Consider the following 22543-nt stretch of genomic DNA (forward strand, 5'->3'; position numbering starts at 1 on the left):
GCGCGGTGACCGGTCCCCTCTGGTCCCCCTCCCCGGAGCGGGTGGCGCGCGCCAACCTGACGCGCTTCACCGCGCGGTACCGCCCCGGGGCCGACGCGGCGGCGCTGTGGCGCTGGTCGGTGGAGGAGCCGGAGCCCTTCTGGGCCGCGGTGTGGGAGTTCACCGGCGTGCTGGCCGAGCCCCGCCCCGACGGGCCCCCGTGGGACGCGGTGCTGGAACAGGGCGACCGCATGCAGCCGCCGGGGGAGCCGGGCGGGCCGCGCTGGTTCCCGGGCGCCCGGCTCAACTTTGCCGAGAACCTGCTGCGCCACGACGACGACCGCGAGGCGCTGGTCTTCTGGAACGAGCTCGGACGGCAGCGCGCGCTCACGTTCCGGGAGCTGCGCCTTGAGGTGGCCCGCTACGCCGCCGCCCTGCGCGCCTCGGGCGTCGGCCCCGGCGACCGGGTGGCCGGCCTGCTCCCCAACCTCCCCGAGACGGTCATCGCCATGCTCGCCACGGCGAGCCTGGGCGCCACCTGGAGCAGCTGCTCCCCCGACTTCGGCGAGCGCGCGGTGCTCGACCGCTTCGGGCAGATCCGCCCCCGGGTGCTCTTCACGGTGGACGGCTACCGCTACGCCGGCAAGGCGATCCCGCTGGGCGACCGGGTGGCCCGCGTGGTGGCGGAGCTGCCGGACATCGAAGCCGTGGTGGTGATTCCCTACCTGGGCGAGGCGGCGGCCGGGACCGACCCGCGGGTGGTCGCGCTCGAGGACTGGTTGGCGGCCGCTGGCGCCACGCACGGCCGAGCCGCCGAGCCGCCGAGCCGTTTCCCGTTCGACCACCCGCTCTACATCGTCTATTCGAGCGGGACCACGGGGCTCCCCAAGTGCATCGTGCACGGTGCCGGGGGCACGCTGCTGCAGCACCTCAAGGAGCTGGTGCTGCACACCGACCTGACCCGGGACGACCGCATCTTCTACTTCACCACCTGCGGCTGGATGATGTGGAACTGGGTGGTCTCGAGCCTGGCCGTGGGCGCCACCGTGGTGCTCTACGACGGCGCGCCGATGGCGCCCGCGCCCGACATCCTGTGGCGCATGGCGGCCGCGGAGCGGGTGACGGTGTTCGGCACCAGCGCCAAGTACCTCGCGCTCTGTGAAAAAGAGGGGCTGGCCCCCGGCGCCGCGCACGACCTCTCCGCGCTCCGGGCCATCCTCAGCACCGGCAGCCCGCTCGCGGTGCACAGCTACGACTACGTCTACGGCCGCATCAAGGCCGACCTGCACCTGGCCAGCATCAGCGGCGGCACCGACCTCATCAGCTGCTTTGCCCTCGGCAACCCGACGCTGCCCGTCTGGCGCGGTGAACTGCAGGGCGCCGGCCTCGGCATGGCGGTGGAGGTCTGGAGCCCCGAGGGCCGGCCGATGGCCGGGGGCGCCGGTGAGCTGGTCTGCACCCGCCCGTTCCCCAGCATGCCGGTGGGGTTCTGGGACGATCCCGGCGGGCGGAAGTACCGCGCCGCGTACTTCGAGCACTTCCCCGGCGTGTGGCGGCACGGCGACTGGGTGGAGCGCACCGCGCACGACGGCTTCATCATCTACGGCCGCAGCGACGCCACCCTCAACCCGGGGGGCGTCCGGATCGGCACGGCGGAGATCTACCGCCAGGTGGAGCGCCTCCCCGAGGTGCTGGAGAGCCTGGTGGTGGCCCAGGAGTGGGAGGAGGACGTGCGGGTGGTGCTGTTCGTGCGCCTCCGCCCGGGGCTCGCGCTCGACGAGGCGCTGCGGGAGCGGATCCGGCGGGAGGTGCGCGCGCACGCCAGCCCGCATCACGTGCCGCGCAAGATCCTGCAGGTGGACGACCTCCCCCGGACCATCAACGGCAAGCTCTCCGAGCTCGCCGTGCGGGCGGTGATCCATCGCCGGCCGGTGGGCAACGCCGACGCGCTGGCCAACCCGCAGGCGCTCGACCTCTTCCGCGACCTCGTGGAGCTGCGCACATGAGTGACGCCCCCGTGGCGCTCGCGGGCACCGCCCCGCCGTGGCCGGCCCCGATGCAGGCGGTGCTCGCCGACCTCATCGACTACGCCGGCCTCTTTCCCCCCGCGGGGCTCGGCATGGCCGAGACGGTGCGGAACTTCGCCGCGTACCAGTCCTCGGACGCCGCCTGGGCGCTGGCGCGGCTGGTGGTGCCGGTGGCGCGCCTGCAGGAGTTCGAGGCGGCGCTGGCCGCGCTGCCGGAGGCGGAGCGGCTGGGCGCGCGGTTCCCGATCACGGCCCTGCTGGGTGGGGATCCGGTGGCCGACCTCGCGGCGGTGTGCACCTTCAACGAGCGGCACGTGCACGGCGGGCCCTGCATCCTCTCGCTCGAGGCGCGGGTGGGCAGCGCCGAGCAGGTGGCGCGCCTTGCCGGCGTGGTGAGCGAGGAGTACGAGCTCTACTGCGAGCTCCCCCTCGACGGCGACCTCACCGCGCTGGTGGGGCAGGTGGGCGCGGCCGGGGCGTCGGCCAAGGTGCGGACCGGCGGGATCGCCCCGCGGGACATCCCCGCGCCCGAGGCGGTGCTCGCCTTCCTGGCCGCCTGCGCCACCGAGGGGGTGCCGTGCAAGGCCACCGCGGGGCTCCATCACGCGCTGCGCGGCGAGCAGGCCCTCACGTACGCCCCGGACAGTCCGCGCGCCACGCTGTACGGCTACCTGAACGTCATCCTCGCGGCGACGGCGCTGTGGCAGGAGCGCTCCACCGAGGAGGCGTACCGGCTGCTCACGCTCACCCGTGACACCGTGCCGGCGGTGGACCCGTCGGCCATCCACTGGGGCGGGATCACCGTGACCCGGGACGAGATCGTCCAGGCCCGGGCCGAGTTCCTCCGGGCGATCGGCTCCTGTTCCTTCACTGAACCGCTCGCCGAGGCCCCCCGCGGATGACCGCTCCCCTGCCCGACGCCACGCACGATCCGGCGCGCCGGAGCTTCGTGTCGAGCGCCAACGCGCCCGGCGCCGACTTCCCGGTGCAGAACCTCCCGCTCGGCGTCTTCCGCACCTCGGCGCAGGACCGGCCGCGGATCGGCGTGGCCATCGGGGACCGGATCCTCGACCTGGGCGCGGCGCTCGAGGCGGGGGTGCTGGAGCTGCCCGAGCGGCTGGCGGTGGCCTGCCACGGGGCGTCGCTCAACATGCTGATGGCCGAGCCGGCCGACCGGCGGCGGCTGCTCCGGGCGGCGGTCGCCGCCACGCTGGGCGATGACAGCCGGCTGGCGCGGGACCGCGCGCTGCACGACCGGCTGCTGCGCGGCCCCGGCGAGGCGCAGCTGCTGCTGCCCGCGACGGTGGGCGACTACACCGACTTCTACGCCTCGGTGTTCCACGCCTCGAACGTGGGCGCGATGTTCCGGCCCGACAATCCGCTGCTGCCCAACTACAAGTGGGTGCCGATCGGCTATCACGGGCGCGCCTCCTCGCTGGTGGTGAGCGGCACGCCGGTGCGGCGGCCCGCGGGGCAGGCCAAGGCCCCCGACGCGGCGGCGCCGGCGTTCGGGCCGTCGCGCAGCCTCGACTACGAGCTCGAGGTGGCCGCCTGGGTGGCGGGGGAGAACCCGCTCGGGACGCCGGTGCCGCTGGCGGAGGCGGAGGGGCGGCTGTTCGGGCTGAGCCTGCTGAATGACTGGTCGGCGCGGGATGTCCAGGCGTGGGAGTACCAGCCGCTCGGGCCGTTCCTCGGCAAGAACTTCGCGACCAGCCTCTCGCCGTGGGTGGTGACCATGGAGGCGCTGGCGCCCTTCCGGGTGCCGGCCTTTGCGCGGCCGGCGGGCGACCCGGCGCCGCTGCCGTACCTGGACGATCCCGGCACCGCCCAGCGGGGCGGGGTGGACCTCCAGCTCGAGGTGGCGCTGCAGACGCCGCGGATGCGGGAGCAGGGGCAGCCCGCGGCGCGGCTCTCCCGGTCGCACTTCCGGCAGATGTACTGGACGCTGGCGCAGCTGCTCACCCACCACGCGAGCAACGGCTGCAACCTCCGGCCGGGCGACCTGCTGGCCAGCGGCACGGTGTCGGGGCCGGGGAAGGACGAGCGGGGGTGCCTGCTCGAGCTCAGCTGGCGTGGCCAGGAGCCGGTGGCGCTCCCCAACGGCGAGACCCGCGGGTTCCTCGAGGACGGGGACGAGGTGGTGCTCACCGGATGGTGCGAGGCCCCGGGCGCGGTCCGCATCGGCTTCGGCGAGTGCCGGGGCCAGGTGCGGGGCGCCTGACGGACGCGGGGATGTCTCTTCTCAAGGAGTGCCGATGACGACCGACCTCACCCTCGACGGGATCGCCCCGGGCCTCACCACCACCCGGGCGCCGTTCATCGAGCACGCGCAGGCCAGCGGGCAGCTGTACATCACCCAGCCCTACGCGCTCTACAGCGAGGAGAACCACCAGACCTGGAGCCGGCTGCTGGCGCGGATGCGGCCCCGCTGGGAGCGGTACGCCAACCCCCGCTTCCTCGAGGGGGTGGAGACGCTGCGGCTCAACCCGAACGGGGTGCCGCGCTGCGACGAGATCAACCGCTTCCTGGAGCCGCGCACCGGGTTCAGCGCCAAGCCGGTGAGCGGCTACGTGCCGGCGTACCTGTTCTTCGACTGCCTCAAGCGGCGGGAGTTCCCGACCACCATCACCGTGCGGGACGGCAACTCGCTCGACTACCTCCCCGAGCCGGACATCTTCCACGACATCGCCGGCCATGTCCCGATGCACACCGACCGCGCCTTCGCCGACGCGCTGGTGCGCTTCGGGCAGTTCGCGGAGCGGGCCGCCCGGCGGGCGGGCGAGATCCGGGACGAGGCGGAGCGGATCCGGGTGCTCACCAGCAACGTGAAGGGGCTGGCGCGGTTCTTCTGGTTCACGGTGGAGTTCGGGCTCATGCGGGAGGGCCCGGGGGTGCCGATCGCGCCGGGGCACGTGCGCGCCTACGGCAGCGGGCTCCTGTCGAGCTACGGGGAGCTGGAGCACTCGGTGGACTCCCCGGTGGTGCAGCGGGTGCCCGCGCAGACCGAGTGGATGCTCAACCAGTACTTCGAGATCCATCACTACCAGCCGCTGCTCTACGTGATCGAGGACTTCGAGCACCTGTTCTACCTGGTGCACGACCTCGAGCAGCGCCTCGACGCCGGCCTGCTGGACAACCTGCAGCCCGGGGAGCCGGAGGTGAACGAGGTGGACCTCAAGAGCTTCCTCGACGCGGCCCGCTAGGGCCGCCCCGCGTCGCGTCGGGGCGCACCGCGCCGCGACGATCGGTACCATGCCCCCGCGGCATCGGATCCTATACTCGGGTCCGATGCCGCGACCGCTTTCCCCCGACGATTGCCGCGATCCCCGCCACCGGCTGGGCCTGCTGGGCGAGGAAGAGGCGCTGCGCACCCTCGTGGCGGCCGGCTGGCGGCTGGAGGCGCACCGCTTCCGGGTGGGCCACAACGACCTCGACCTGGTGGTGCGGCGGGGGGCGCTGGTGGCCTTCGTCGAGGTGAAGACCCGGCAGGGGAGCGGCTTCGGGGCGGGGGTGGAGGCGATCGGCTGGCGGAAGCGGCGGGTGCTGGCGCGGGTCGCCGAGATCTGGCGGCTGCGGCACGGCCGGCCGGGGGACCAGTTCCGGTTCGACGTGGTCGAGGTGCGCTGGGCGCGGGCGGGTGGCCCGACGGTGGTGCACCTGCCGGATGCGTGGCGGATCTGGTAGGGCGTCAATGTGGATGAAAATACACCACAAATAGACTATTGCTTCGGATGATATTCGGTTGTAGATTCGTTGGCGTAATCGAATGGCGCAAAATCAATCACAAAGACACTACGGAGCACCCAAATGGCTGCCGAAGAGACCAAGCTCGATGCGGAGCGGCGCAAGGCGCTGACCCTGGCGATCTCCCAGATCGAGAAGCAGCTGGGCAAGGGCTCCATCATGCGGATGGGGTCGGAGAATCCCCGGGTGAAGGTGGCGGCGATTCCCACCGGCGCCATCAACCTCGACGCCGCGATCGGCATCGGCGGGGTGCCGCGGGGCCGGATCACCGAGATCTACGGGCCGGAGTCGTCCGGCAAGACCACGCTCTGCCTCCACCTGGTGGCCAACGTGCAGAAGGCGGGCGGGGTGGCGGCCTTCGTGGACGCGGAGCACGCGCTGGACATCGAGTACGCCAAGAAGCTCGGCGTGGACATCGAGAACCTGCTGGTGTCGCAGCCGGACACCGGGGAGCAGGCGCTCGAGATCGTGGAGATCCTGGTGCGGTCCGGCGCGGTGGACATCGTGGTGATCGACTCGGTGGCGGCGCTGGTGCCCAAGGCCGAGATCGAGGGCGAGATGGGCGACAGCCACATGGGGCTGCAGGCCCGGCTGATGAGCCAGGCGCTGCGCAAGCTGGCCGGGGCCATCAACCGGTCGCACTGCGCGGTGGTGTTCATCAACCAGCTGCGCGAGAAGATCGGGGTGATGTTCGGCAACCCCGAGACCACCACCGGCGGCAAGGCGCTCAAGTTCTACGCCTCGCTGCGCCTCGACATCCGCCGGGTGGGGCCGGTCAAGGAGCGGGAGAACGTGATCGGCAACCACGTGCGGGTGAAGGTGGTGAAGAACAAGGTGGCGCCGCCGTTCAAGCAGGCGGAGTTCGACGTCATGTTCGACGAGGGGATCAGCCACTGCTCGCTGGTGGTGGACATCGCCGCCGAGGCGAACATCATCCAGAAGTCGGGGGCGTGGTACTCCTACGGCGACCAGCGCATCGGGCAGGGGCGCGAGAACGCCAAGCTGTTCCTCAAGGACAACCCGGCGCTCCTCACCGAGATCGAGGCCAAGGTGAAGGACTTCCTGGGCATGAAGGGCGCCGCCGTGGTCGGGGCGGGCGCCGACGACGAGGAGTAGGCCGGCCGCCGGCCGGTCCGCCCATGGCACGCATCACCGGGCTCGAGCCCGACCCGCGCCGCCCCGGCGCGGTCCGGGTCCTGGTCGACGGCCGCCCCTTCTGCACGGTGCACGAGGGGGTGGCCACGGCCGGGCTGCGGGTGGGCGGGGACTGGGATGATTCACAGCAGGCGCTGGTGGGCCAGGCGGCCGACGAGGAGGCGGCGTGGCGGGCGGCGCTCCGCTCCCTCGAGTTCCGCAGCTTCGCGGTGGCCGAGCTGCGGCGGCGGCTGCGGCTCAAGGGCCATCCCCCCGCGGCGGTGGACTACGCCGTGGGCCGCGCCCAGGGCGCCGGGCTGCTCGACGACGCCGCCTACGCCCGGTTGTACGTCGCCTCCCGGGCGGCGCGGGGCCGCGGGCCCTCCCGGATCCGCCGCGACCTGCAGGCGCTGGGCGTCGGCCGGGAGCTGATCGAGGCGGCCCTGACCGAGCAGTGGCCCGACCAGGACGACGCCCTGGGCATCGCCCGGGAGCTGGCCGAGCGCCGCCTGCGGCAGCTGGCGGCCCTCCCGCCCGAGACCCGCCGCCGGCGGGTGCTGGCCTACCTGGCCCGCCGCGGCTTCACCGGCAGCCGGGTCAGCGACATCGTGGCCCGGGCGCTGCGCGGTAAGTCCTGACGCGCCTTGGCCGTAGGCGCTTCCGACCGGTATATTCCCCGGTCTATGAAAGCCGCCCAGCTCCGCCGCCTGTTCCTCGACTACTTCGTCCGCCAGGGGCACCGCGAGGTGCCTTCTTCGTCGCTCCTGCCCGCCGACGACCCGACGCTGCTCTTCACCAACGCCGGGATGAACCAGTTCAAGCGCCTCTTCCTCGGGGTGGAGCAGCGGGACTACGCCCGCGCCGCCACCTGCCAGAAGTGCGTGCGCGCCGGCGGCAAGCACAACGACCTGGAGCAGGTGGGCCACACCACGCGGCACCACACCTTCTTCGAGATGCTGGGGAACTTCTCCTTCGGCGACTACTTCAAGCGCGACGCCATCCGCTTCGCGTGGGAGTTCGTCACCAGCAAGGACTACCTCGGCATCGATCCCGCGCGGCTCCGGGTGACGGTGCACCACACCGACGACGAGGCCCGGGGGCTGTGGCGCGAGGTCTCCGGCCTCCCCGCCGACCGGATCTACGGCCTCGGCGACAAGGACAACTTCTGGCAGATGGGCGACACCGGGCCCTGCGGCCCGTGCAGCGAGATCTACGTCGACCTCCGGAAGCCGGCGGCCGGCGCCCGGGCCGACGTGATCGGCCAGGAGGAGTTCGAGGTGCTGGCGGAGTCGGGCCAGATGCTCGAGATCTGGAACCTGGTGTTCATGCAGTTCGATCGCTCCGCCGACGGCACCCTCACGCCGCTGCCCAAGCCCTCCGTCGACACCGGGGCCGGGCTGGAGCGCATCGCGAGCGTGCTGCAGGGGGAGGACTCGAACTTCCACACCGACCTGTTCATGCCGCTCATCCAGCGGGTGGCGCAGCTGGTCGGCAAGCCGTACGACCGGGGCCCCGCCGGCGGCTCGTTCCGGGTCCTCGCCGACCACGCCCGCGCGGTGACCTTCCTGCTCGCCGACGGCGTCTACCCCAGCAACGAGGGGCGCGGCTACGTGCTGCGCCGCATCCTCCGGCGGGCGGTGCGCCACGCCTGGCTGCTGGGACGGAAGGAGCCCACCCTCGCGCCGCTCACCGAGCTGGTGGTGGCCGAGATGGGCGAGGCGTATCCCGAGCTGCGGGCCAAGGCGGCCTACGTGGCCGACGTCACCCGCCAGGAAGAGGAGCGCTTCCTGGAGACGATCGACGGCGGGCTCCGGCGGCTGGAGGAGCTGGTGGCCTCGGGCGCCACCCACATCCCGGGCGCGGAGGCCTTCAAGCTGTACGACACCTTCGGCTTCCCGATCGACCTCACCCAGATCCTGGCGGGGGAGCGCGGCCTCAGCGTGGACCTGGCGGGCTTCGAGCAGGCGCTGGCCGAGCAGCGGGCGCGGTCGCGCGAGGTGCGCAAGGCGCAGCAGGGCGCCGGCGCGGTGGCCGCCGGGGCGGAGGGGGCGGGGCTCGAGGTGCTCAGCGCGGCGCCCTCGCGCTTCACCGGCTACGCGGTGACCGAGGCGGAGTCGCGGGTGCTGGCCTACGCGCTGGCCGGCGACCGGCTGGAGCTGGTCCTCGAGGACAATCCCTTCTACGCCGAGTCGGGCGGCCAGGTGGGTGACACCGGCACGGTCACGGGGGAGGGGTGGTCGCTGGCGGTGGCCTCGGTGCGCAAGGATCCGCGCGGTTCGGTCATCGGCGGCACCCTGACCGGCGAGTTCGTGCCGGGCACGGTGCGGGCCGTGGTGGACCGGGCCCGCCGGCGCGACATCGAGCGCAACCACAGCGCCACCCACCTGCTGCACTGGTCGCTCCGGAAGCACCTGGGGACCCACGTGCGGCAGCAGGGCTCCCTGGTGGAGCCGGGGCGGCTCCGCTTCGACTTCTCGCATCACGGCCCCATCGAGCCGGCGGTGCTCGACAGCATCGAGCGCGAGGTCTACGAGCAGGTGCTGGAGAACTTCCCGGTGGAGACCCGGGAGATGCCGTACCCCGACGCCCTCACGCTCGGCGCCATGGCGTTCTTCTCGGAGAAATACGGCGACCGGGTGCGGGTGGTGCAGATGGGACCGTCGATCGAGCTGTGCGGCGGCACCCATGTGCGCACCACCGGCCAGCTGGGGCTGTTCCGGGTGGCGGGGCAGGGGGGCGTGGCGGCGGGGGTCCGCCGGGTGGAGGCGATCACCGGCCCCGAGGCCTACCAGCGCGTCACCGCCGAGGAGGCGCTGCTGCAGCAGGTGGCAGAGACGCTCAAGGCGCACCCGGACCAGGTGCTGCGGAAGCTGGAACAGGCGCAGCAGGAACGGGAGAAGCTCGAGGCGCGGCTGGCGCAGCTGCTCAAGTCGGGCGCGCAGCCGGCGGCGCAGGGCGAGTCGCTCGAGATCGGGGGGGTGCAGGTGCTGATCGCCGACACCGACAGCGAGGACCGGGACGAGGTGGCCGCCCTGGCCGACCGCTACCGCGAGGGCAAGGCGCGGGCGGTGCTGGTGCTCTTCTCCGCCGCGGGCCGCGGCGCGGTGCACGTGGCGCTCACCGACGACCTGGTCAAGGCGGGGCGCAAGGCGGGCGACCTGGTCAACCGCATCGCCGCGGTGAGCGGGGGCAAGGGGGGCGGCCGTCCCGGCCTCGCGTCGGCGGGGGCCGGCGACCCGGCCAGGCTGGGTGCCGCGCGCGCGGCGGTGCCGGCGCTGGTCGAGGCGTGGCTCGGCGCATGAGCGCCCAGCCGCTTGGCGCCGAGCAGTGGCTGGCGGCCCGCACCGCCGGCGGGCCGGAGCGGCTGCGCGCGCGGGTGCTGGAGCGGGCCGGCGAGGTCACCGAGGGCGACGGCGTGGCGGAGCGCCTGGCGCTCGCGGCCGAACGGGTGCTCGCCATCGTCGAGGAGCATCCCGGCGACCGCGCCATCGCGCTCGACCTGCTCGCGGCCGACGCGCTGATCACCCTGGCGCTGCTGGCCCAGGCGGAAGAGGCGCCGGAGCAGCTCGGCGCGTTCGCCGCGGGGCTGCTCTCGGCCGAGCGGATCGCCTGAGTGATCGACCTCCACAGCCACCTGCTCCCGGGCGTCGATGACGGCTCGAAGAGCGTGGAGCAGTCGGTGGCGGTGCTGCAGCGGCTGGCCACGCAGGGCCTCACCGACCTGGCGCTCACCCCCCACCTCCTGGCCAGCCAGGCCGCGCTCGGCGCGCCGCCGGCGCACGACCGCGCCTTTGCCGCGCTCAGCGCGGCGGCGCCGGACAGCGTCCGGCTCTACCGCGGCGCGGAGGTGATGCTCGACCGCCCGCTCGACCCCGTCATCGCGGCGGAGCGCCGGGTGACCCTCAACGGCAGCCGCTACATCCTGGTGGAGTTCCCCCGCATGGTGGCGGCGCAGACGGTGGAGCACGCGCTGGCGCTGGTGGTGGCGGTGGGGCTGGTGCCGGTGCTGGCGCATCCCGAGCGCTACAAGTGCTGCCACATCGACCTGGCGCGGCGGTGGAAGTCGCTGGGGTCGCTGCTGCAGGTGGATGGCCCGACGCTGCTCTCCAGCCGGCCGCGCGGCGACCGGGCCCGCGAGCTGGTGGCGGAGGGGCTGGCGGACATCGCCGCCGGCGACAACCACGGCGACGACCGCTCCCTGCGCAGCGCGTGGGACGAGCTGGTGGCGCACGAGGGCCGCATCCAGGCCGACCTGCTGCTGGTGCGCAACCCGCGCGCGATCCTCGAGGACCGCGCCACCGAGCCGGTGGCGCCGCTCACCTGGCGCTTCTCGCTGGTGGACCGGGTCCGGGCGCTGTTCGGCACCGGCCAGGGGAGGACCGGCCATGATCTCGCTTTCGGGCAAGGCGGCGCTGGTCACCGGCGGGTCGCGGGGCATCGGGCGTGCGGTGGCGCTGCTGCTGGCGCGGGCCGGCGCCGACGTGGGCCTCACCTGCCTCTCCCGCCGCGCCGACGCCGAGGCGGTGGCCGCCGAGATCCGGGCGGTGGGGCGCCGGGCGTGGGTGGGCAGCGGCGACCTGGGCGATCCCGCGGTGGCCGACCGGCTGGTGGCCGAGTCGGCGGAGGCGCTGGGCGGGCTCGACTGCTTCGTGGGCAACGCCGGCATCTGGCCCGCCGAAGACCTGCCGCTGGCCGAGATGCCGGACGGCCGCTGGGTGGGCACCATGCGGGCCAACCTCGACGCCATCTTCTACAGCACCCGCGCCGCGCTGCGGCGGCTGCGCACGCCGGGGCGGGTGGTGCTCATCGGCAGCACCGCGGGCCAGCGGGGCGAGGCCTACCACGCCGACTACGCGGCGACCAAGGGCGCGATGATCGCGCTGGTCAAGTCGCTGTGCGTGGAGGCGGCGCCCGGCATCACCGTCAACTGCGTGGCGCCGGGGTGGGTGGACACCGAGATGTGCTGGCCGGCGTTCGCCGACGGCGGCCGGGAGCGGATCGAGGCGGGCATCCCGCTGCGGCGGGTGGCCAGCCCCGACGACGTCGCCGGCCCGGTGGCGTTCCTGTGCAGCGACCTGGCGCGCCACATCACCGGCGAGGTGCTGAACGTGAATGGCGGCAGCGTCCTGTGCGGGTAGCATGATCCACCTGCTCTTCACCGGCGGCACCATCTCCATGCAGCGGGATGCCCGGGCCGGCGGCAACGTGCCGGCGCACGATGGCGCCGCGCTGGTGGCGCTGGCGCCCGAGTTGCCGGCGGTGGCGCCGTTCACGGTGGAGGACTGGGGCCGCTACCCCGCCTGCCACATGGGCCCGGACACGCTGTGGGCGCTGCGCAGCCGGGTGGCGGCGGTGCAGGGCGGCGGCGCGGCGCGGGGGATCGTGGTGACCCACGGGACCGACACCCTCGAGGAGACGGCCTACCTGCTGGGCCGCACCCTCGACCCGGCGGTGCCGGTGGTGCTCACCGGCGCCATGCGCACCTCGAGCGAGGCCGGGTGGGACGGGCCCCGGAACCTCACCGACGCCGCGCGGGTGGCCGCCGACCCCGCCAGCCGCGGCCGCGGGGCGATGGTGGTGTTCGCCGGCAAGATCTTCGACGGCCGGACCGTGGCCAAGGTGCAGGCCACCGCGCTCGACGCCTTCGCGGCGCCGCACGGCGCGCCGATCGGCGTGGTGGCGGAGGGCCGGGTGACCTTCCACGCCGCCGCGGGCCCGCGCACCCCGCTCGCGCCGGCCGGGCTCTCGGCCCGGGTGGCGCTGGTGCCGCTCACCCTGGGCGACGACGGCGCGGTGCTCGACCTCCTCCGCCCCACCCACGACGGCGTGGTGCTCGGCGCCTTCGGCAGCGGCAACCTGCCGCCGGGGGCGCTGCCCGCGATCGAGCGGTGGATCGGGGAGGGGAAGCCGGTGGTGCTCGGCAGCCGCTGCCTGTTCGGCGAGGTGAGCCCGGCGTATGCCTTTCCGGGGGGCGGCGCCACGGTGGTGCGGCTGGGCGCGGTGCCCGCGGGTCCGCGCACCCTGGCCCAGGCGCGGCTGGAGCTCGCGCTGGCCCTCTCGGCCGGCGTGCCCTACGGCGCGGGGGCCTGACCATGCCGTTTCCCGCCCGGCTCGACATCCCCGAGGACGTGCTCGAGATCGCCCAGCTGCTGGAGCAGGGCGGCCATGAGGCGTGGTGCGTCGGCGGGGCGGTGCGCGACACCCTGCTGGGCGAGCCCAACTCCGACTTCGATATCGCCACCGCCGCCACCCCCGACGTGGTGCAGAAGCTCTTCCGCCACACGGTGCCGGTGGGGGAGCGGTTCGGGACCGTCGCGGTGAAGACCCGGCGGCGGTATCACGAGGTGACCACGTTCCGGAAGGACGTGCAGACCGACGGCCGCCACGCGGTGGTGGCGTACGGCGCCTCGCTCGACGAGGACCTGGCCCGGCGCGACTTCACCATCAACGCCATCGCCTACCATCCGCTGCGGCACGAGTGGCGCGACCCGTTTTACGGCGCGGTGGACCTGGCGGCCCGGCTGATCCGCGCCGTCGGCGACCCGGCGCAGCGGTTCCACGAGGACTACCTGCGGGTGCTGCGGGGGCTGCGGTTCGCGGCGCGGTTCGCGTTCGAGATCGAGCCGGAGACCTGGACGGCGCTGCTCGCCGCGGTGGTGGGTCTCGACCGGCTCTCGGCGGAGCGGGTGCGGGAGGAGTGGTTCAAGGGGCTGCGGACGGCGCGGTCGCTGCCGCAGCTGCTGGAGCTGTGGCTGGGCAGCGGGGCGGCGGCGGTGTGGCTGCCGGAGCTGCTCGACCACCCGCCCACCGCGCCGACGCCGGCGGTGTCGCCGAGCGGCTCGCCGCTGGTGCAGCGCCTGGTGACGGTGGGCCGGCTGCCGGACCGGGCGGCGGCGCTGGAGGGCTTCGGCGCGGCGGGCAACGCCGAGCTGCCGCGCGACCCGGTGCTGCTCACCACGCTGCTCTGCCTGGACCCGGTGGCGGTGCTGGTGCGGCTCAAGGCCTCGAACGCGGAGATCGCGCGGGCCACGGCCCTGGTCACCGGGCCGGTGGAGCCGGCGGGGAGCGGCATGGTCGAGGTGCGGCGGTGGATGGCGGCGGTGGGCGACGCGGCGGAGGACCTCTCGATGCTGTGGCGGCTGCGGCACGGGTCGGCGCCGCCGTGGGACGGGGCCATGCGGGGCATCCGGGAGCGGGGCGAGCCGCTCACCCGCAAGCAGCTGGCGATCACCGGGCTCGACCTGCGCGAGCTGGGGGTGCCCCCCGGCCCGGAGATGGGCGCCCTGCTCGACCGCCTGCTGTCGGTGGTGGTGGACGACCCGTCGCAGAACACCCGCGAGGCGCTGCTGGCGCGCGCGCGGGGGGCGCGATGAACGCGCTGGTCTTTGCGCTGGTGGCGGCGCTGGGCAACCTGGCCGGCGGCTGGGCGGTGGTGCGGCACGAGCGGAAGAGCCTCGTGGCCATCGAGATGGCGCTGGCCTTCGGGGCGGGGTTCATGCTCAGCGTGGCGCTGCTCGAGGTGGCGCCGGAGGCCATCGCCCGGGATCCGGGGGCGCCGCTCTACATTTTGCTCGGCTACCTCGCGGTGCACCTGGCGCAGCACGTGCTGGTGCCGCACTTCCACTTCGGCGAGGAGACCCACAGCATCAGCCCGCGGCAGGGGCTCACGGCGCTGGCGGGGCTGCTGCTGCATACGTTCTTTGACGGGGGTGGCCATCGCCAGCGGCTTCCTGGTCTCAGGCTCGCTCGGCCTGCTGCTCTTCCTGGCGGTGTTCCTGCACAAGCTGCCCGAGGGGGTGGCCATGGCGAGCGTGATGCTGGCGGGGGGCCAGAGCGCCGGCCGCGCGCTGGGCGCCTCGGCGCTGCTCGGCGTGGCCACGGTGGCCGGGGTGCTGCTCACCGAGGTGAGCGCGCCGCTGGTGGCCCACGGCCTGGCCATCTCGGCCGGCGTGACGCTGTACGTGGCCGCCTCCAACCTGGTGCCGGAGTTCCAGGCCCGGCGCGGCTGGGCCATGCCGGTGGCGTTCTTCGGCGGCACCGCGGCGTTCGTGCTCACCCGGCTGCTGGTCGAGGCGGGCGGCCACTAGGCCGCGCGGGGCGCCGATGTCCTCCTCCCTCTTCTCCCTGCCCGAGCCGCTGGCCGCGCGGATGCGCCCCGCCGCGCTGGAGGAGTGCGTGGGGCAGGAGGGACTCCTGGCCCCCGGGCGGGCCCTCGGCGACGCCATCCGCCGCGGCGACGTGGGCAGCTGCATCCTGTGGGGCCCCCCGGGCACCGGCAAGACCACGATTGCGCGGCTCATTGCGCGGCACACCGACCGGGAGTTCGTGGAGCTCTCCGCGGTGCTCGACGGGGTGCCGCGGGTCAAGGAGATCGTGCGCGAGGCGGAGCAGCGGCGGGTGCTGGGCCGCGGCACGGTACTCTTCTGCGACGAGATCCACCGCTTCAACCGGGCGCAGCAGGACGCCTTCCTGCCCCACGTGGAGCGGGGCACCGTGACGCTCATCGGCGCCACCACCGAGAACCCGAGCTTTGCGCTCAACGGCGCGCTGCTCTCCCGCTGCCAGGTGTACGTGCTGGCCGCGCTCACCCCCGCCGCGATCCGCGGGCTGCTGGAACGGGCCGCGACCGACCGCGACCGGGGTCTCGGCTACCTGGACCTGGTGGTGGAGGGCGCCGCCCTGGATCTGCTGGCCGAGCAGTCCGACGGCGATGCCCGCCGGGCGCTCACCGTGCTCGAGAACGCCGCCCGGCTGGTGGGGCCGCGGGGCACGCTGACCGCGGAGCGGGTGGTCCAGGCGCTGGGCCGCCGGGTGCCGGCCTACGACAAGAGCGGCGAGGAGCACTTCAACCTGCTCTCCGCCTACCACAAGTCGCTGCGGGGCAGCGACCCGCAGGGCGCGCTGTACTGGATGGCGCGGATGCTGGAGGGCGGGGAAGACCCGATGACCCTGTTCCGCCGGGCGATCGCCATGGCGGCGGAGGACATCGGGCTGGCCGACCCCGAGGCGCTCAAGCTGGCGGTGGCGGCGCGCGAGGCCTACCACATGCTGGGCCCGCCGGAGGGGTACCTGCCGCTGGCGGAGATGACCATCTACCTGGCCACGGCGCCCAAGTCCAACCGCAGCATGCTGGCCCTCAAGGCCGCGCTGGAGGCGGCGCGGCGCACGCCGGCGGAGCCGGTGCCGCTCCACATCCGCAACGCACCGACCGGCCTGATGAAGGAGCTCGGCTACGGGGCGGGGTACCAGTACGCCCACGACGCGCCGACCGGCTACATCCCCCAGGACTACCTGCCCGAGAAGCTCAAGGGGAGCGCGTTCTACCAGCCGGGGGAGATGGGGTTCGAGAAGCGGATCAGGGAGAGGCTGGAGTGGTGGGGGAAGCAGAGGCCGGAGGGGTGAGCCGAGTTTCGGGAAGCGGGAAGCGACGGGGGAAAAGGGCAGTTCGCGGGGGGCGGAACGGCGGAACCGCCCAACCGCCGAACCCCCGAACCGCTCACGCCGCCTCCGTCTTCTCCTTCTGTTCCGGCCGCGGCCAGTGGATGTCGCGGGCGTTCTTCCAGGCGGCGAGGAGTTCGGCGTTGTCGCGCAGGCGCCGGCGCTCCATGACGTCGAGCTGGCGGAGCACCAGGATGATCTCCTTCGACAGCACCTGCAGGCGGGCGACGGCGCCGACGCGTTCGGTGCGGCTGGTGGACTGCCCGCCGACCAGCTCCTCGTAGCGGCTGAGGGCGGCGCCGAGTGCGTCGAGGGTGCCCTCGGTCATGCCGTAGGTCTCGAGCAGCGCCTTGTGGGTGGTGGCGGTCTCGAGCACCACGCGGGCCATGCTGAGGAAGCGGACCTGGCCGGCGTTGCCGGTGGGCGGCTCGAGGGTGAAGGCGGCCTCGGGCTGGCGCAGGGCGGCCACGGTGGCGATGCGGGCCAGGTCCCGGGTGTCGGTGATGATGGCGCGCCGCAGGTCGGCCTTGGTGTCCACGGCCAGCTCCACGGCGAGCCCGCTCCGCTGCTGCTGGTCGAGGAGGGTGCGCCCTTCGGCCACGAGGGTGGCGAGGGTCTGGACCGCGGCCTGGGCCGCGGGGGCGGGGTTGGGGTGGTCGAGCTGGAACTGGGCCACCCGGCCCCCCGCGTCGAAGACCAGCGCGAATGCGTACTTCATACCATCCATCCTTTCCTGTGTGTGGTGACCCGCCGTCGCTGGCGGGTTGCTGCCCTTTCCTGGGAGTGCGACGCCTGTGGGGGGCGCCGGTGGTGGCCCCGGCCCGGCGCCCACGCGCCGGCCGGTCCGGCGGTGCCTAACGCAGGCGGCGTGCCAGCGGTGTGTGGATGGGGCTGACGATGCGTGCATGGCGTTGGCGGGCAAGGCGTTAGTGTGAGGCGCGTGGCGCGCGCCGCGCCGGCGGGGCAGGTGGGGATCGTCCGGGATCGAGGACGGTCGGCGTCCTCGAGTGTCCTCAATGCAGGACGGCGGCGTTGGGCGGCGCCTCAGGCCCGTCATCCTGCGGGCAGGTCAAGCGGAAGGACCCGGAGCGCCGGGCCCGGGCAATGGCCCCGGATGCGCCGGCAATGGCCCCGGATGCACCGGCAATGACCCCGGATGCACCGGCAATGACCCCGGATGGGCCGGCAATGACCCCAAGTGCGCCGGCAATGACCCCGGATGCACCGGCAATGGCGTCGGATGGGCCGGCAATGGTCGCGGGTTCGCCGGCAATGGTCCCGGGTGCGCCGGCAATGACTGCAAAGGCGCTGGCAATGGTGTCGGATGGGCCGGCAATGCTCCCGGATGCACCGGCAATGGCGTCGGATGGGCCGGCAATGCTCCCGGATGCGCCGGCAATGACCCCATCAGGACGGTTCGGCGGTTGGGCGGTTCGGCGGGTGTGCGACGAAACTGGGCGATTTGGTCACGTGCTGACGACCTCACGCGTGAGGAGAAGGGCTGGCAGTGCGTGCAGGCGCGCCGGCAATGGCCGCGGATGGGCCGGAAATGGCCACGCGCGACGCTCAAGTGCCATCGCACGACGCTCAAGTGACGACGCATTGTGGGGAAGTGGCTGACGACCACCGGAAAGTGCCGACGGGCTGTGGGGAAGTGGCTGAGAGCCACCGGAAAGTGCCGACGGGCTGTGGGGAAGTGGCTGAGAGCCACCGGAGTGCCGACGGGCGCCGGGGAAGTGCCGACGGGCTGTGGGGAAGTGGCTGAGAGCCACCGGAAAGTGCCGATGGGCACGGGGGAAGTGGCGGAGGGCGTCGGGGAAGTGCCGACGGGCATCGGGGAAGTGCCGACGGGCCCTGGGGAAGTGCCGACGGGGCCCGGGGAAGTGCCGACGGGCGCCGGGATAGGGGCAACGCACGCTTCTCAAGGGAGCAGGTGCGGCGCTCAAGGGGGTCCGGGCCCGGCGGAAGTGGCGACGGGCGCCGGGGGAGGGACCACGGGCCGTTATCCGCTGGCCGTGCGGGTGGGGGAAATGACCGGGTGCGCCCGGGGAGGGGCCGAGGAAGCCCCTGCAGGGCGCCGGGGCCGGGCGGAAGTGGTGGAGGGCGGGGAGCGGCGCCCGGGGGTCGTGAATCCTGGCCGGTCCGGATGGCCGAGTCGTAGACTATCGGCGGTCGGGCGGGGAAGGGCGGGGGCGGGTCGGGAGGGCGGATTGCCGGAGGGGCGATTTGCCCTACCTTAGAGAAGTAGGTAGCCCCGGGCGCCATGCGTGGCCTGGGCAGGGGAAGGGCCCGGTTATCCGGGCGAGGCCCCGCAGGACATGGAGGCGTTCACGGCCCGCTTGGCAGCAACGGCGCGGGCCATCCGGTCCCGGGCGAGGGCTCCGGCGGGAGCAGTAGACTTAGTGGTTAGGTGCCGAGGGAGACTGGTGAAGATCATGAGACTGACGGACTTATCCATCACCAACTACCGAGCGCTCAGGGATGTTACGATCCCTCTTTCACGCTTCGGCTGCCTGATCGGGGAGAACAACGCGGGCAAGTCGTCCTTCTTGCAGGCGTTGTCCCTGTTCTTCTCCGGCACCAAGTTGGCCGCCAACAACTTTTTCGACGAGTCCAAGCCTATCCGTGTCGCGGTGACCTTCGAAGGTATCAGTGAGGCGGACCTGGCCAGGCTGACCGACGAGCACCGCACGCGAGTGGCCGGGATCGTCAAGAATGGACGCCTAGTTCTCGTGCGTGCCTACGACACAACTGGCAAGAGCTCACTGCTCTACAACACACTCACACCTACCAACGCCCGCTTCTCTGCGGGGAACATTGCCGCCCTTGTGAAAGGGAGTCGTGTCGGACAAGCATTCGTCACCAAAGTGGTGCAGGCGTTCCCGGAATTGGAAGGCGTCGTCGATGTGACCATGAATCAAGATGCCGTCAGGCAGAAGATTCAGGAACTCGCCGACGCACTACCCGACGATCAGAAAACTGCCGCCGATCAACCTCTGCCGACAGGTATCGACAAGAGCATCGAGCCGATGCTGCCTGACCCGATCTACATCCCGGCGGTGAAAGACCTCGCCGACGACATCAAGACAACCGAGAGCACACCCTTTGGCAAAATCCTGGCCATCCTTCTGCAGGCCGTCGAGTCCAAGTTGCCGGATGCGCAACGGCTCTTCGAAGAACTCAACGCCAAGCTCAACTGCGTCCAGCAGCCCGACGGAACAGTCGTGGACGGGCGGCTCGATGAGGTGAAGCTTATCGAGTCCACTGTCGAGAAGTACGTCCGCGAGATTTTTTCCGACGTGGCACTTCGCATCACGATCCCACCACCGGAATTGAAGACCATCTTTTCGTCTGCCCGCATTTACGCTAACGATGGTGTTGACGGCCTAATCGATTCCAAAGGCGACGGGTTGCGTCGCGCAATTGTCTTCTCCATCCTGCGATCCTATGTGGAGCTCAAGGCGAAGCTTGCGCCCGTTGCGACGCCGGTAGAGGCTGCCGCCCAGGGAGCCGAGCCGACGCAGCCGCGACTGGAACCCACTCCGGCATCCTACCTTCTGTTGTTCGAGGAGCCGGAGTTGTTCCTTCACCCCAAGGCCCAGCACATTCTCTTCGATGCCCTGCGGGTCTTCGCCAAAGAACACCACGTTCTCGTCACCACTCACTCCCCGATGTTCTTCGGTCCTGGGGCGACGGAAACGTTTGTCAAGCTACGCAAGGTGGCGGATGCCGCAACAGCGCCCAAGCCATTCACGCTGGTCCGGCCGATTGACCTTTCCGACATGGCCGCCAAGGACCAGTTTCAGATCATCTGTTTCGAAAACAACAACGCCGCCTTCTTTGCAGATACCGTCGCCCTGGTCGAGGGAGACAGCGATTACCTCCTCATGCCACACATCGCCCGGACGCTTGATCCCTCGTGGGACGTGGCGAAAGTGCCGGTTGTGTTCGCTCGGATCACGGGCAAGGGCAACATCCGGCGTTATCGAGAGTTCTTCGCCAGGTTCGGGGGACGAGTCCCGGTCATCGCCGACCTCGACCTGCTGGTAAGCGGTTTCGACCACATCGCCCCCGACAACGCCGTCAAGACCGCCAGAGACAATCTTCTGGCCAAGGTCGATGAATTGATCGTACCGGATGCCGACGGCGCATCCGCAAGGGACGCCAAACACGCCCACGATTCCGGTGAACTGCGAGGCCTGTGGCGGAAGGTCAGGGGCGTCCAGGCGGAACTCAAGTCTGGCAATTGCACCCAAGCCGAGCATGACGTGGCAGTGGATGCGTTCTTTGCATGGCAGAGAAAGCCCGACCGGCTCGCGGTCCTCACGACCAGCACGGACGTACAGATGCTCGAGTTGAAGCATCGTCTACTCGAGAGGCTGAGAGCGATCGATGTCTATGTACTGGAGCGCGGTGCGATAGAACAGTACTACCCCGACACCATCACGGGAGCGGACAAGCCGTCGCGTGCCCAGGAGTTCTGCTCCAAAGTGGCCACACGCGACGCGATTCTCGCCTGTTGCGGCGAACAAACGGTCACGCGTGACGGCGCCCAGACAACCGTCAAAGAATTTGAGCTCATCTTCCACGGATTGTTCCGAGAGTGTCGAAGATGAGGAGGCTATGCGTGGCGGCGCCGAACAACAGCATGCAGCCGGCGGGGCTACGCGCCGCCGCTGATGCTGAGCGTTAGGCGCCCAACTGGCCTTGCAGGCCAACTCGCGATGCGTCAGAGCAACAATCCTCTCGATCCTCCTCCGCGCGGTGCCCTTGACCTCGAGGCAACGATCGGACCTCAGGCATTAGCTGAGGTCTGCCCTCGGGAGCTTTCTACCATTGCAGAGCTCGCCCAGTACTCCCAACTCCGAGTGACGGCCATCGCACCTCCGTCAGAGGTGCGTCTGGCACTTGCAGGCACTAACGTGCAAATCGGCGACGTCCATTTCCATGATGAGATCGTTTCCTTCCGAAGTCCGACCGTGGGAGCCGTTATAGGACCGCAATGGCGCTATGACCGATTCCTTGCTCTAACCGGCAACCCGGCGTCTGCCCTGGACCGATTAATTGCGGACTCCGATACCGGCCTTGGTATATGCGTCCTTGCGCAAACGTCGGTGTCACCGGAAGCCCTGCGCCGTCGCCGATGGGGGCTCTCCGATGTGCCCGGTCTCTTCCTGCGCATTCGGCTTGTGATGGTCGCGCTCGACCATTATGAGCAGCGGCCGAACTGTTTCATAGACAAAGGTCTCTATCTACTCCTTCGTAGGCACAACCTATTCCGCTCCTTCACCCAAGCATGGACTACCCTTTGCGCGGTGAGTGCGCGGGGCCTGCTCGAGGACCACTTGTCCAGCCTCGGCAATCGCCTAAAGTTCATCTGCCAGGCGCATGATCTTGCCATGATCGCCGCTCTGCGAACCCCCGGGAACTCCACGGAGGCAGACTGCCTCTATCACATCAACAGTTTAGCACTTCTATCCACAGGCGCTTTGGACGATCTCGCGTGGCTACTACACCACTTCTACCCCTCTAGTCTTCACCTTCAGGGCATTACTCTGAGGCAAGGGCGACGCGGAGAATCGAAGCTCCTGCGCCATATCGCCGTCCACAATCCGCACCTGTCTACCTTGCTCGCCGAGCCGCGACTTCGCAACAGTATCGAAGGGCTTTTTGCTATCAGAGATCAGCTTCAGCATCGCGACTTGCCTCAAGTAATCGGCCACGCAGTGGGCTCTGGCGACCGAATGTTCGGACTGCTCCTCATTCCGAGTACCACTCTGGGGCTCTTGCGTGCCGCCACCTCTGACCCCATTGTGCCCTTCCAAGCGCTACCGGGCTTTGCCGATCACATGATGGCTGACCCGGTATGGCTCGCCGACACCATTCTTGCTTCTACGATTCACGTCGTTAACGCTGTTCTCGCATTGCTGCCTTGGGAGCCCCTGCTAGCCACCCTTCCGCTTGAGGCCCGTTCTGCGTGTGAGGCCAGCCTCCAAGCTCGGCTCGCCCACCCTCCTCCGGGCGTGGCGTTTCCGGGCGGTGTTCTTTTTTGAGTGGATGCCTAAGCACCGCACCTGGACTCCTGCCCGGCTGATCGCGAGGGATCTCCGATGGCGCGAGGTCGACTGCAGGCATATTTCCGGCCCATTGGTGGGCCCGTCGGGGCCCTGGCCATGGTGGAAAGGCGCGCGCGGAGTGCGAATCGCATGCGGGAGGCCTCA

Annotated in this window: 17 protein-coding genes; 15 read left to right on the forward strand and 2 right to left on the reverse strand. The window is 71.4% G+C overall.

Translation table 11 applies throughout. The features are described from left to right. The first annotated feature begins 5 nt into the window (after nucleotides 1-5). From IPJ95_09040 to IPJ95_09105, 14 genes are all read left to right on the forward strand, one after another. Nucleotides 6-1985, forward strand: coding sequence for an acetoacetate--CoA ligase (locus tag IPJ95_09040; GenBank protein ID MBK7923764.1), 1980 nt, complete (start codon nucleotides 6-8; stop codon nucleotides 1983-1985). Continuing rightward, nucleotides 1982-2908: a hypothetical protein gene (locus IPJ95_09045; protein MBK7923765.1), complete on the forward strand. Its 927-nt coding sequence runs from the start codon at nucleotides 1982-1984 to the stop codon at nucleotides 2906-2908. The genes IPJ95_09040 and IPJ95_09045 overlap by 4 nt, the downstream gene beginning before the upstream one ends. Further along, nucleotides 2905-4227, forward strand: coding sequence for a fumarylacetoacetase (gene fahA, locus IPJ95_09050; GenBank protein MBK7923766.1), 1323 nt, complete (start codon nucleotides 2905-2907; stop codon nucleotides 4225-4227). The genes IPJ95_09045 and fahA overlap by 4 nt, the downstream gene beginning before the upstream one ends. 34 nt (nucleotides 4228-4261) lie before the next feature. Then, nucleotides 4262-5209, forward strand: a complete 948-nt coding sequence (locus IPJ95_09055; protein ID MBK7923767.1) for a phenylalanine 4-monooxygenase — start codon at nucleotides 4262-4264, stop codon at nucleotides 5207-5209. 85 nt (nucleotides 5210-5294) lie between these two features. Beyond that, on the forward strand, nucleotides 5295-5690 hold the full coding sequence (locus IPJ95_09060) for a YraN family protein (GenBank protein ID MBK7923768.1): 396 nt from the start codon (nucleotides 5295-5297) through the stop codon (nucleotides 5688-5690). Between the two features lie 123 nt (nucleotides 5691-5813). Beyond that, nucleotides 5814-6866: a recombinase RecA gene (gene recA / locus IPJ95_09065; protein ID MBK7923769.1), complete on the forward strand. Its 1053-nt coding sequence runs from the start codon at nucleotides 5814-5816 to the stop codon at nucleotides 6864-6866. Nucleotides 6867-6889: 23 nt separating this feature from the next. After that, nucleotides 6890-7522, forward strand: a complete 633-nt coding sequence (locus IPJ95_09070) for a regulatory protein RecX (GenBank protein ID MBK7923770.1) — start codon at nucleotides 6890-6892, stop codon at nucleotides 7520-7522. Nucleotides 7523-7567: 45 nt separating this feature from the next. Continuing rightward, entirely contained in the window at nucleotides 7568-10186 is a 2619-nt protein-coding gene (gene alaS, locus IPJ95_09075) for an alanine--tRNA ligase (protein ID MBK7923771.1), read from the forward strand. After that, nucleotides 10183-10497: a hypothetical protein gene (locus IPJ95_09080; GenBank protein MBK7923772.1), complete on the forward strand. Its 315-nt coding sequence runs from the start codon at nucleotides 10183-10185 to the stop codon at nucleotides 10495-10497. Before alaS ends, IPJ95_09080 begins: the two co-directional genes overlap by 4 nt. Nucleotides 10498-11269: 772 nt before the next feature. After that, a complete protein-coding gene (locus IPJ95_09085; protein MBK7923773.1) occupies nucleotides 11270-12022 on the forward strand; it encodes an SDR family oxidoreductase in 753 nt (250 codons plus the stop codon). 1 nt (nucleotide 12023) lies between these two features. After that, nucleotides 12024-12974 (forward strand): asparaginase, encoded by a 951-nt coding sequence (locus IPJ95_09090; GenBank protein ID MBK7923774.1) that lies wholly within the window; start codon nucleotides 12024-12026, stop codon nucleotides 12972-12974. Between the two features lie 2 nt (nucleotides 12975-12976). Then, nucleotides 12977-14257 carry a CCA tRNA nucleotidyltransferase gene (locus IPJ95_09095; protein MBK7923775.1) on the forward strand — a complete coding sequence of 427 codons (1281 nt, stop codon included), beginning with the start codon at nucleotides 12977-12979 and terminating at the stop codon, nucleotides 14255-14257. Between the two features lie 336 nt (nucleotides 14258-14593). Further along, nucleotides 14594-14971, forward strand: coding sequence for a ZIP family metal transporter (locus IPJ95_09100; GenBank protein MBK7923776.1), 378 nt, complete (start codon nucleotides 14594-14596; stop codon nucleotides 14969-14971). A gap of 16 nt (nucleotides 14972-14987) precedes the next feature. Next, nucleotides 14988-16286, forward strand: coding sequence for a replication-associated recombination protein A (locus IPJ95_09105; GenBank protein MBK7923777.1), 1299 nt, complete (start codon nucleotides 14988-14990; stop codon nucleotides 16284-16286). A gap of 94 nt (nucleotides 16287-16380) precedes the next feature. On the opposite strand, the gene IPJ95_09110 is transcribed toward IPJ95_09105, so the two are convergent. Further along, the gene (locus IPJ95_09110) at nucleotides 16381-17040 is read right to left on the reverse strand and encodes a hypothetical protein (protein ID MBK7923778.1); all 660 of its coding nucleotides are present in this window, start codon (nucleotides 17038-17040) and stop codon (nucleotides 16381-16383) included. A gap of 1708 nt (nucleotides 17041-18748) precedes the next feature. Here IPJ95_09110 and IPJ95_09115 point away from each other — a divergent pair. Beyond that, nucleotides 18749-20938 (forward strand): ATP-dependent endonuclease, encoded by a 2190-nt coding sequence (locus tag IPJ95_09115; GenBank protein MBK7923779.1) that lies wholly within the window; start codon nucleotides 18749-18751, stop codon nucleotides 20936-20938. A gap of 894 nt (nucleotides 20939-21832) precedes the next feature. Here the strand turns inward: IPJ95_09115 and IPJ95_09120 are convergent. After that, nucleotides 21833-22018 carry a hypothetical protein gene (locus tag IPJ95_09120; protein MBK7923780.1) on the reverse strand — a complete coding sequence of 62 codons (186 nt, stop codon included), beginning with the start codon at nucleotides 22016-22018 and terminating at the stop codon, nucleotides 21833-21835. Nucleotides 22019-22543: the final 525 nt, after the last annotated feature.

The organism is Gemmatimonadota bacterium, assembly GCA_016713785.1.
In the GTDB taxonomy this organism is placed as follows: Bacteria; Gemmatimonadota; Gemmatimonadetes; order Gemmatimonadales; family GWC2-71-9; genus JADJOM01.

Coding starts and splice junctions, on each gene's coding strand:
- IPJ95_09110 (MBK7923778.1), bottom strand. CDS start 17,040: ATGAAGTACGCATTCGCGCTGGTCTTCGACGCGGGGGGCCGGGTGGCC.
- IPJ95_09055 (MBK7923767.1), top strand. CDS start 4,262: ATGACGACCGACCTCACCCTCGACGGGATCGCCCCGGGCCTCACCACC.
- recA (MBK7923769.1), top strand. CDS start 5,814: ATGGCTGCCGAAGAGACCAAGCTCGATGCGGAGCGGCGCAAGGCGCTG.
- IPJ95_09070 (MBK7923770.1), top strand. CDS start 6,890: ATGGCACGCATCACCGGGCTCGAGCCCGACCCGCGCCGCCCCGGCGCG.
- alaS (MBK7923771.1), top strand. CDS start 7,568: ATGAAAGCCGCCCAGCTCCGCCGCCTGTTCCTCGACTACTTCGTCCGC.
- IPJ95_09105 (MBK7923777.1), top strand. CDS start 14,988: ATGTCCTCCTCCCTCTTCTCCCTGCCCGAGCCGCTGGCCGCGCGGATG.
- IPJ95_09095 (MBK7923775.1), top strand. CDS start 12,977: ATGCCGTTTCCCGCCCGGCTCGACATCCCCGAGGACGTGCTCGAGATC.
- IPJ95_09085 (MBK7923773.1), top strand. CDS start 11,270: ATGATCTCGCTTTCGGGCAAGGCGGCGCTGGTCACCGGCGGGTCGCGG.
- IPJ95_09090 (MBK7923774.1), top strand. CDS start 12,024: ATGATCCACCTGCTCTTCACCGGCGGCACCATCTCCATGCAGCGGGAT.
- fahA (MBK7923766.1), top strand. CDS start 2,905: ATGACCGCTCCCCTGCCCGACGCCACGCACGATCCGGCGCGCCGGAGC.
- IPJ95_09045 (MBK7923765.1), top strand. CDS start 1,982: ATGAGTGACGCCCCCGTGGCGCTCGCGGGCACCGCCCCGCCGTGGCCG.
- IPJ95_09060 (MBK7923768.1), top strand. CDS start 5,295: ATGCCGCGACCGCTTTCCCCCGACGATTGCCGCGATCCCCGCCACCGG.
- IPJ95_09120 (MBK7923780.1), bottom strand. CDS start 22,018: ATGCTGAAGCTGATCTCTGATAGCAAAAAGCCCTTCGATACTGTTGCG.
- IPJ95_09080 (MBK7923772.1), top strand. CDS start 10,183: ATGAGCGCCCAGCCGCTTGGCGCCGAGCAGTGGCTGGCGGCCCGCACC.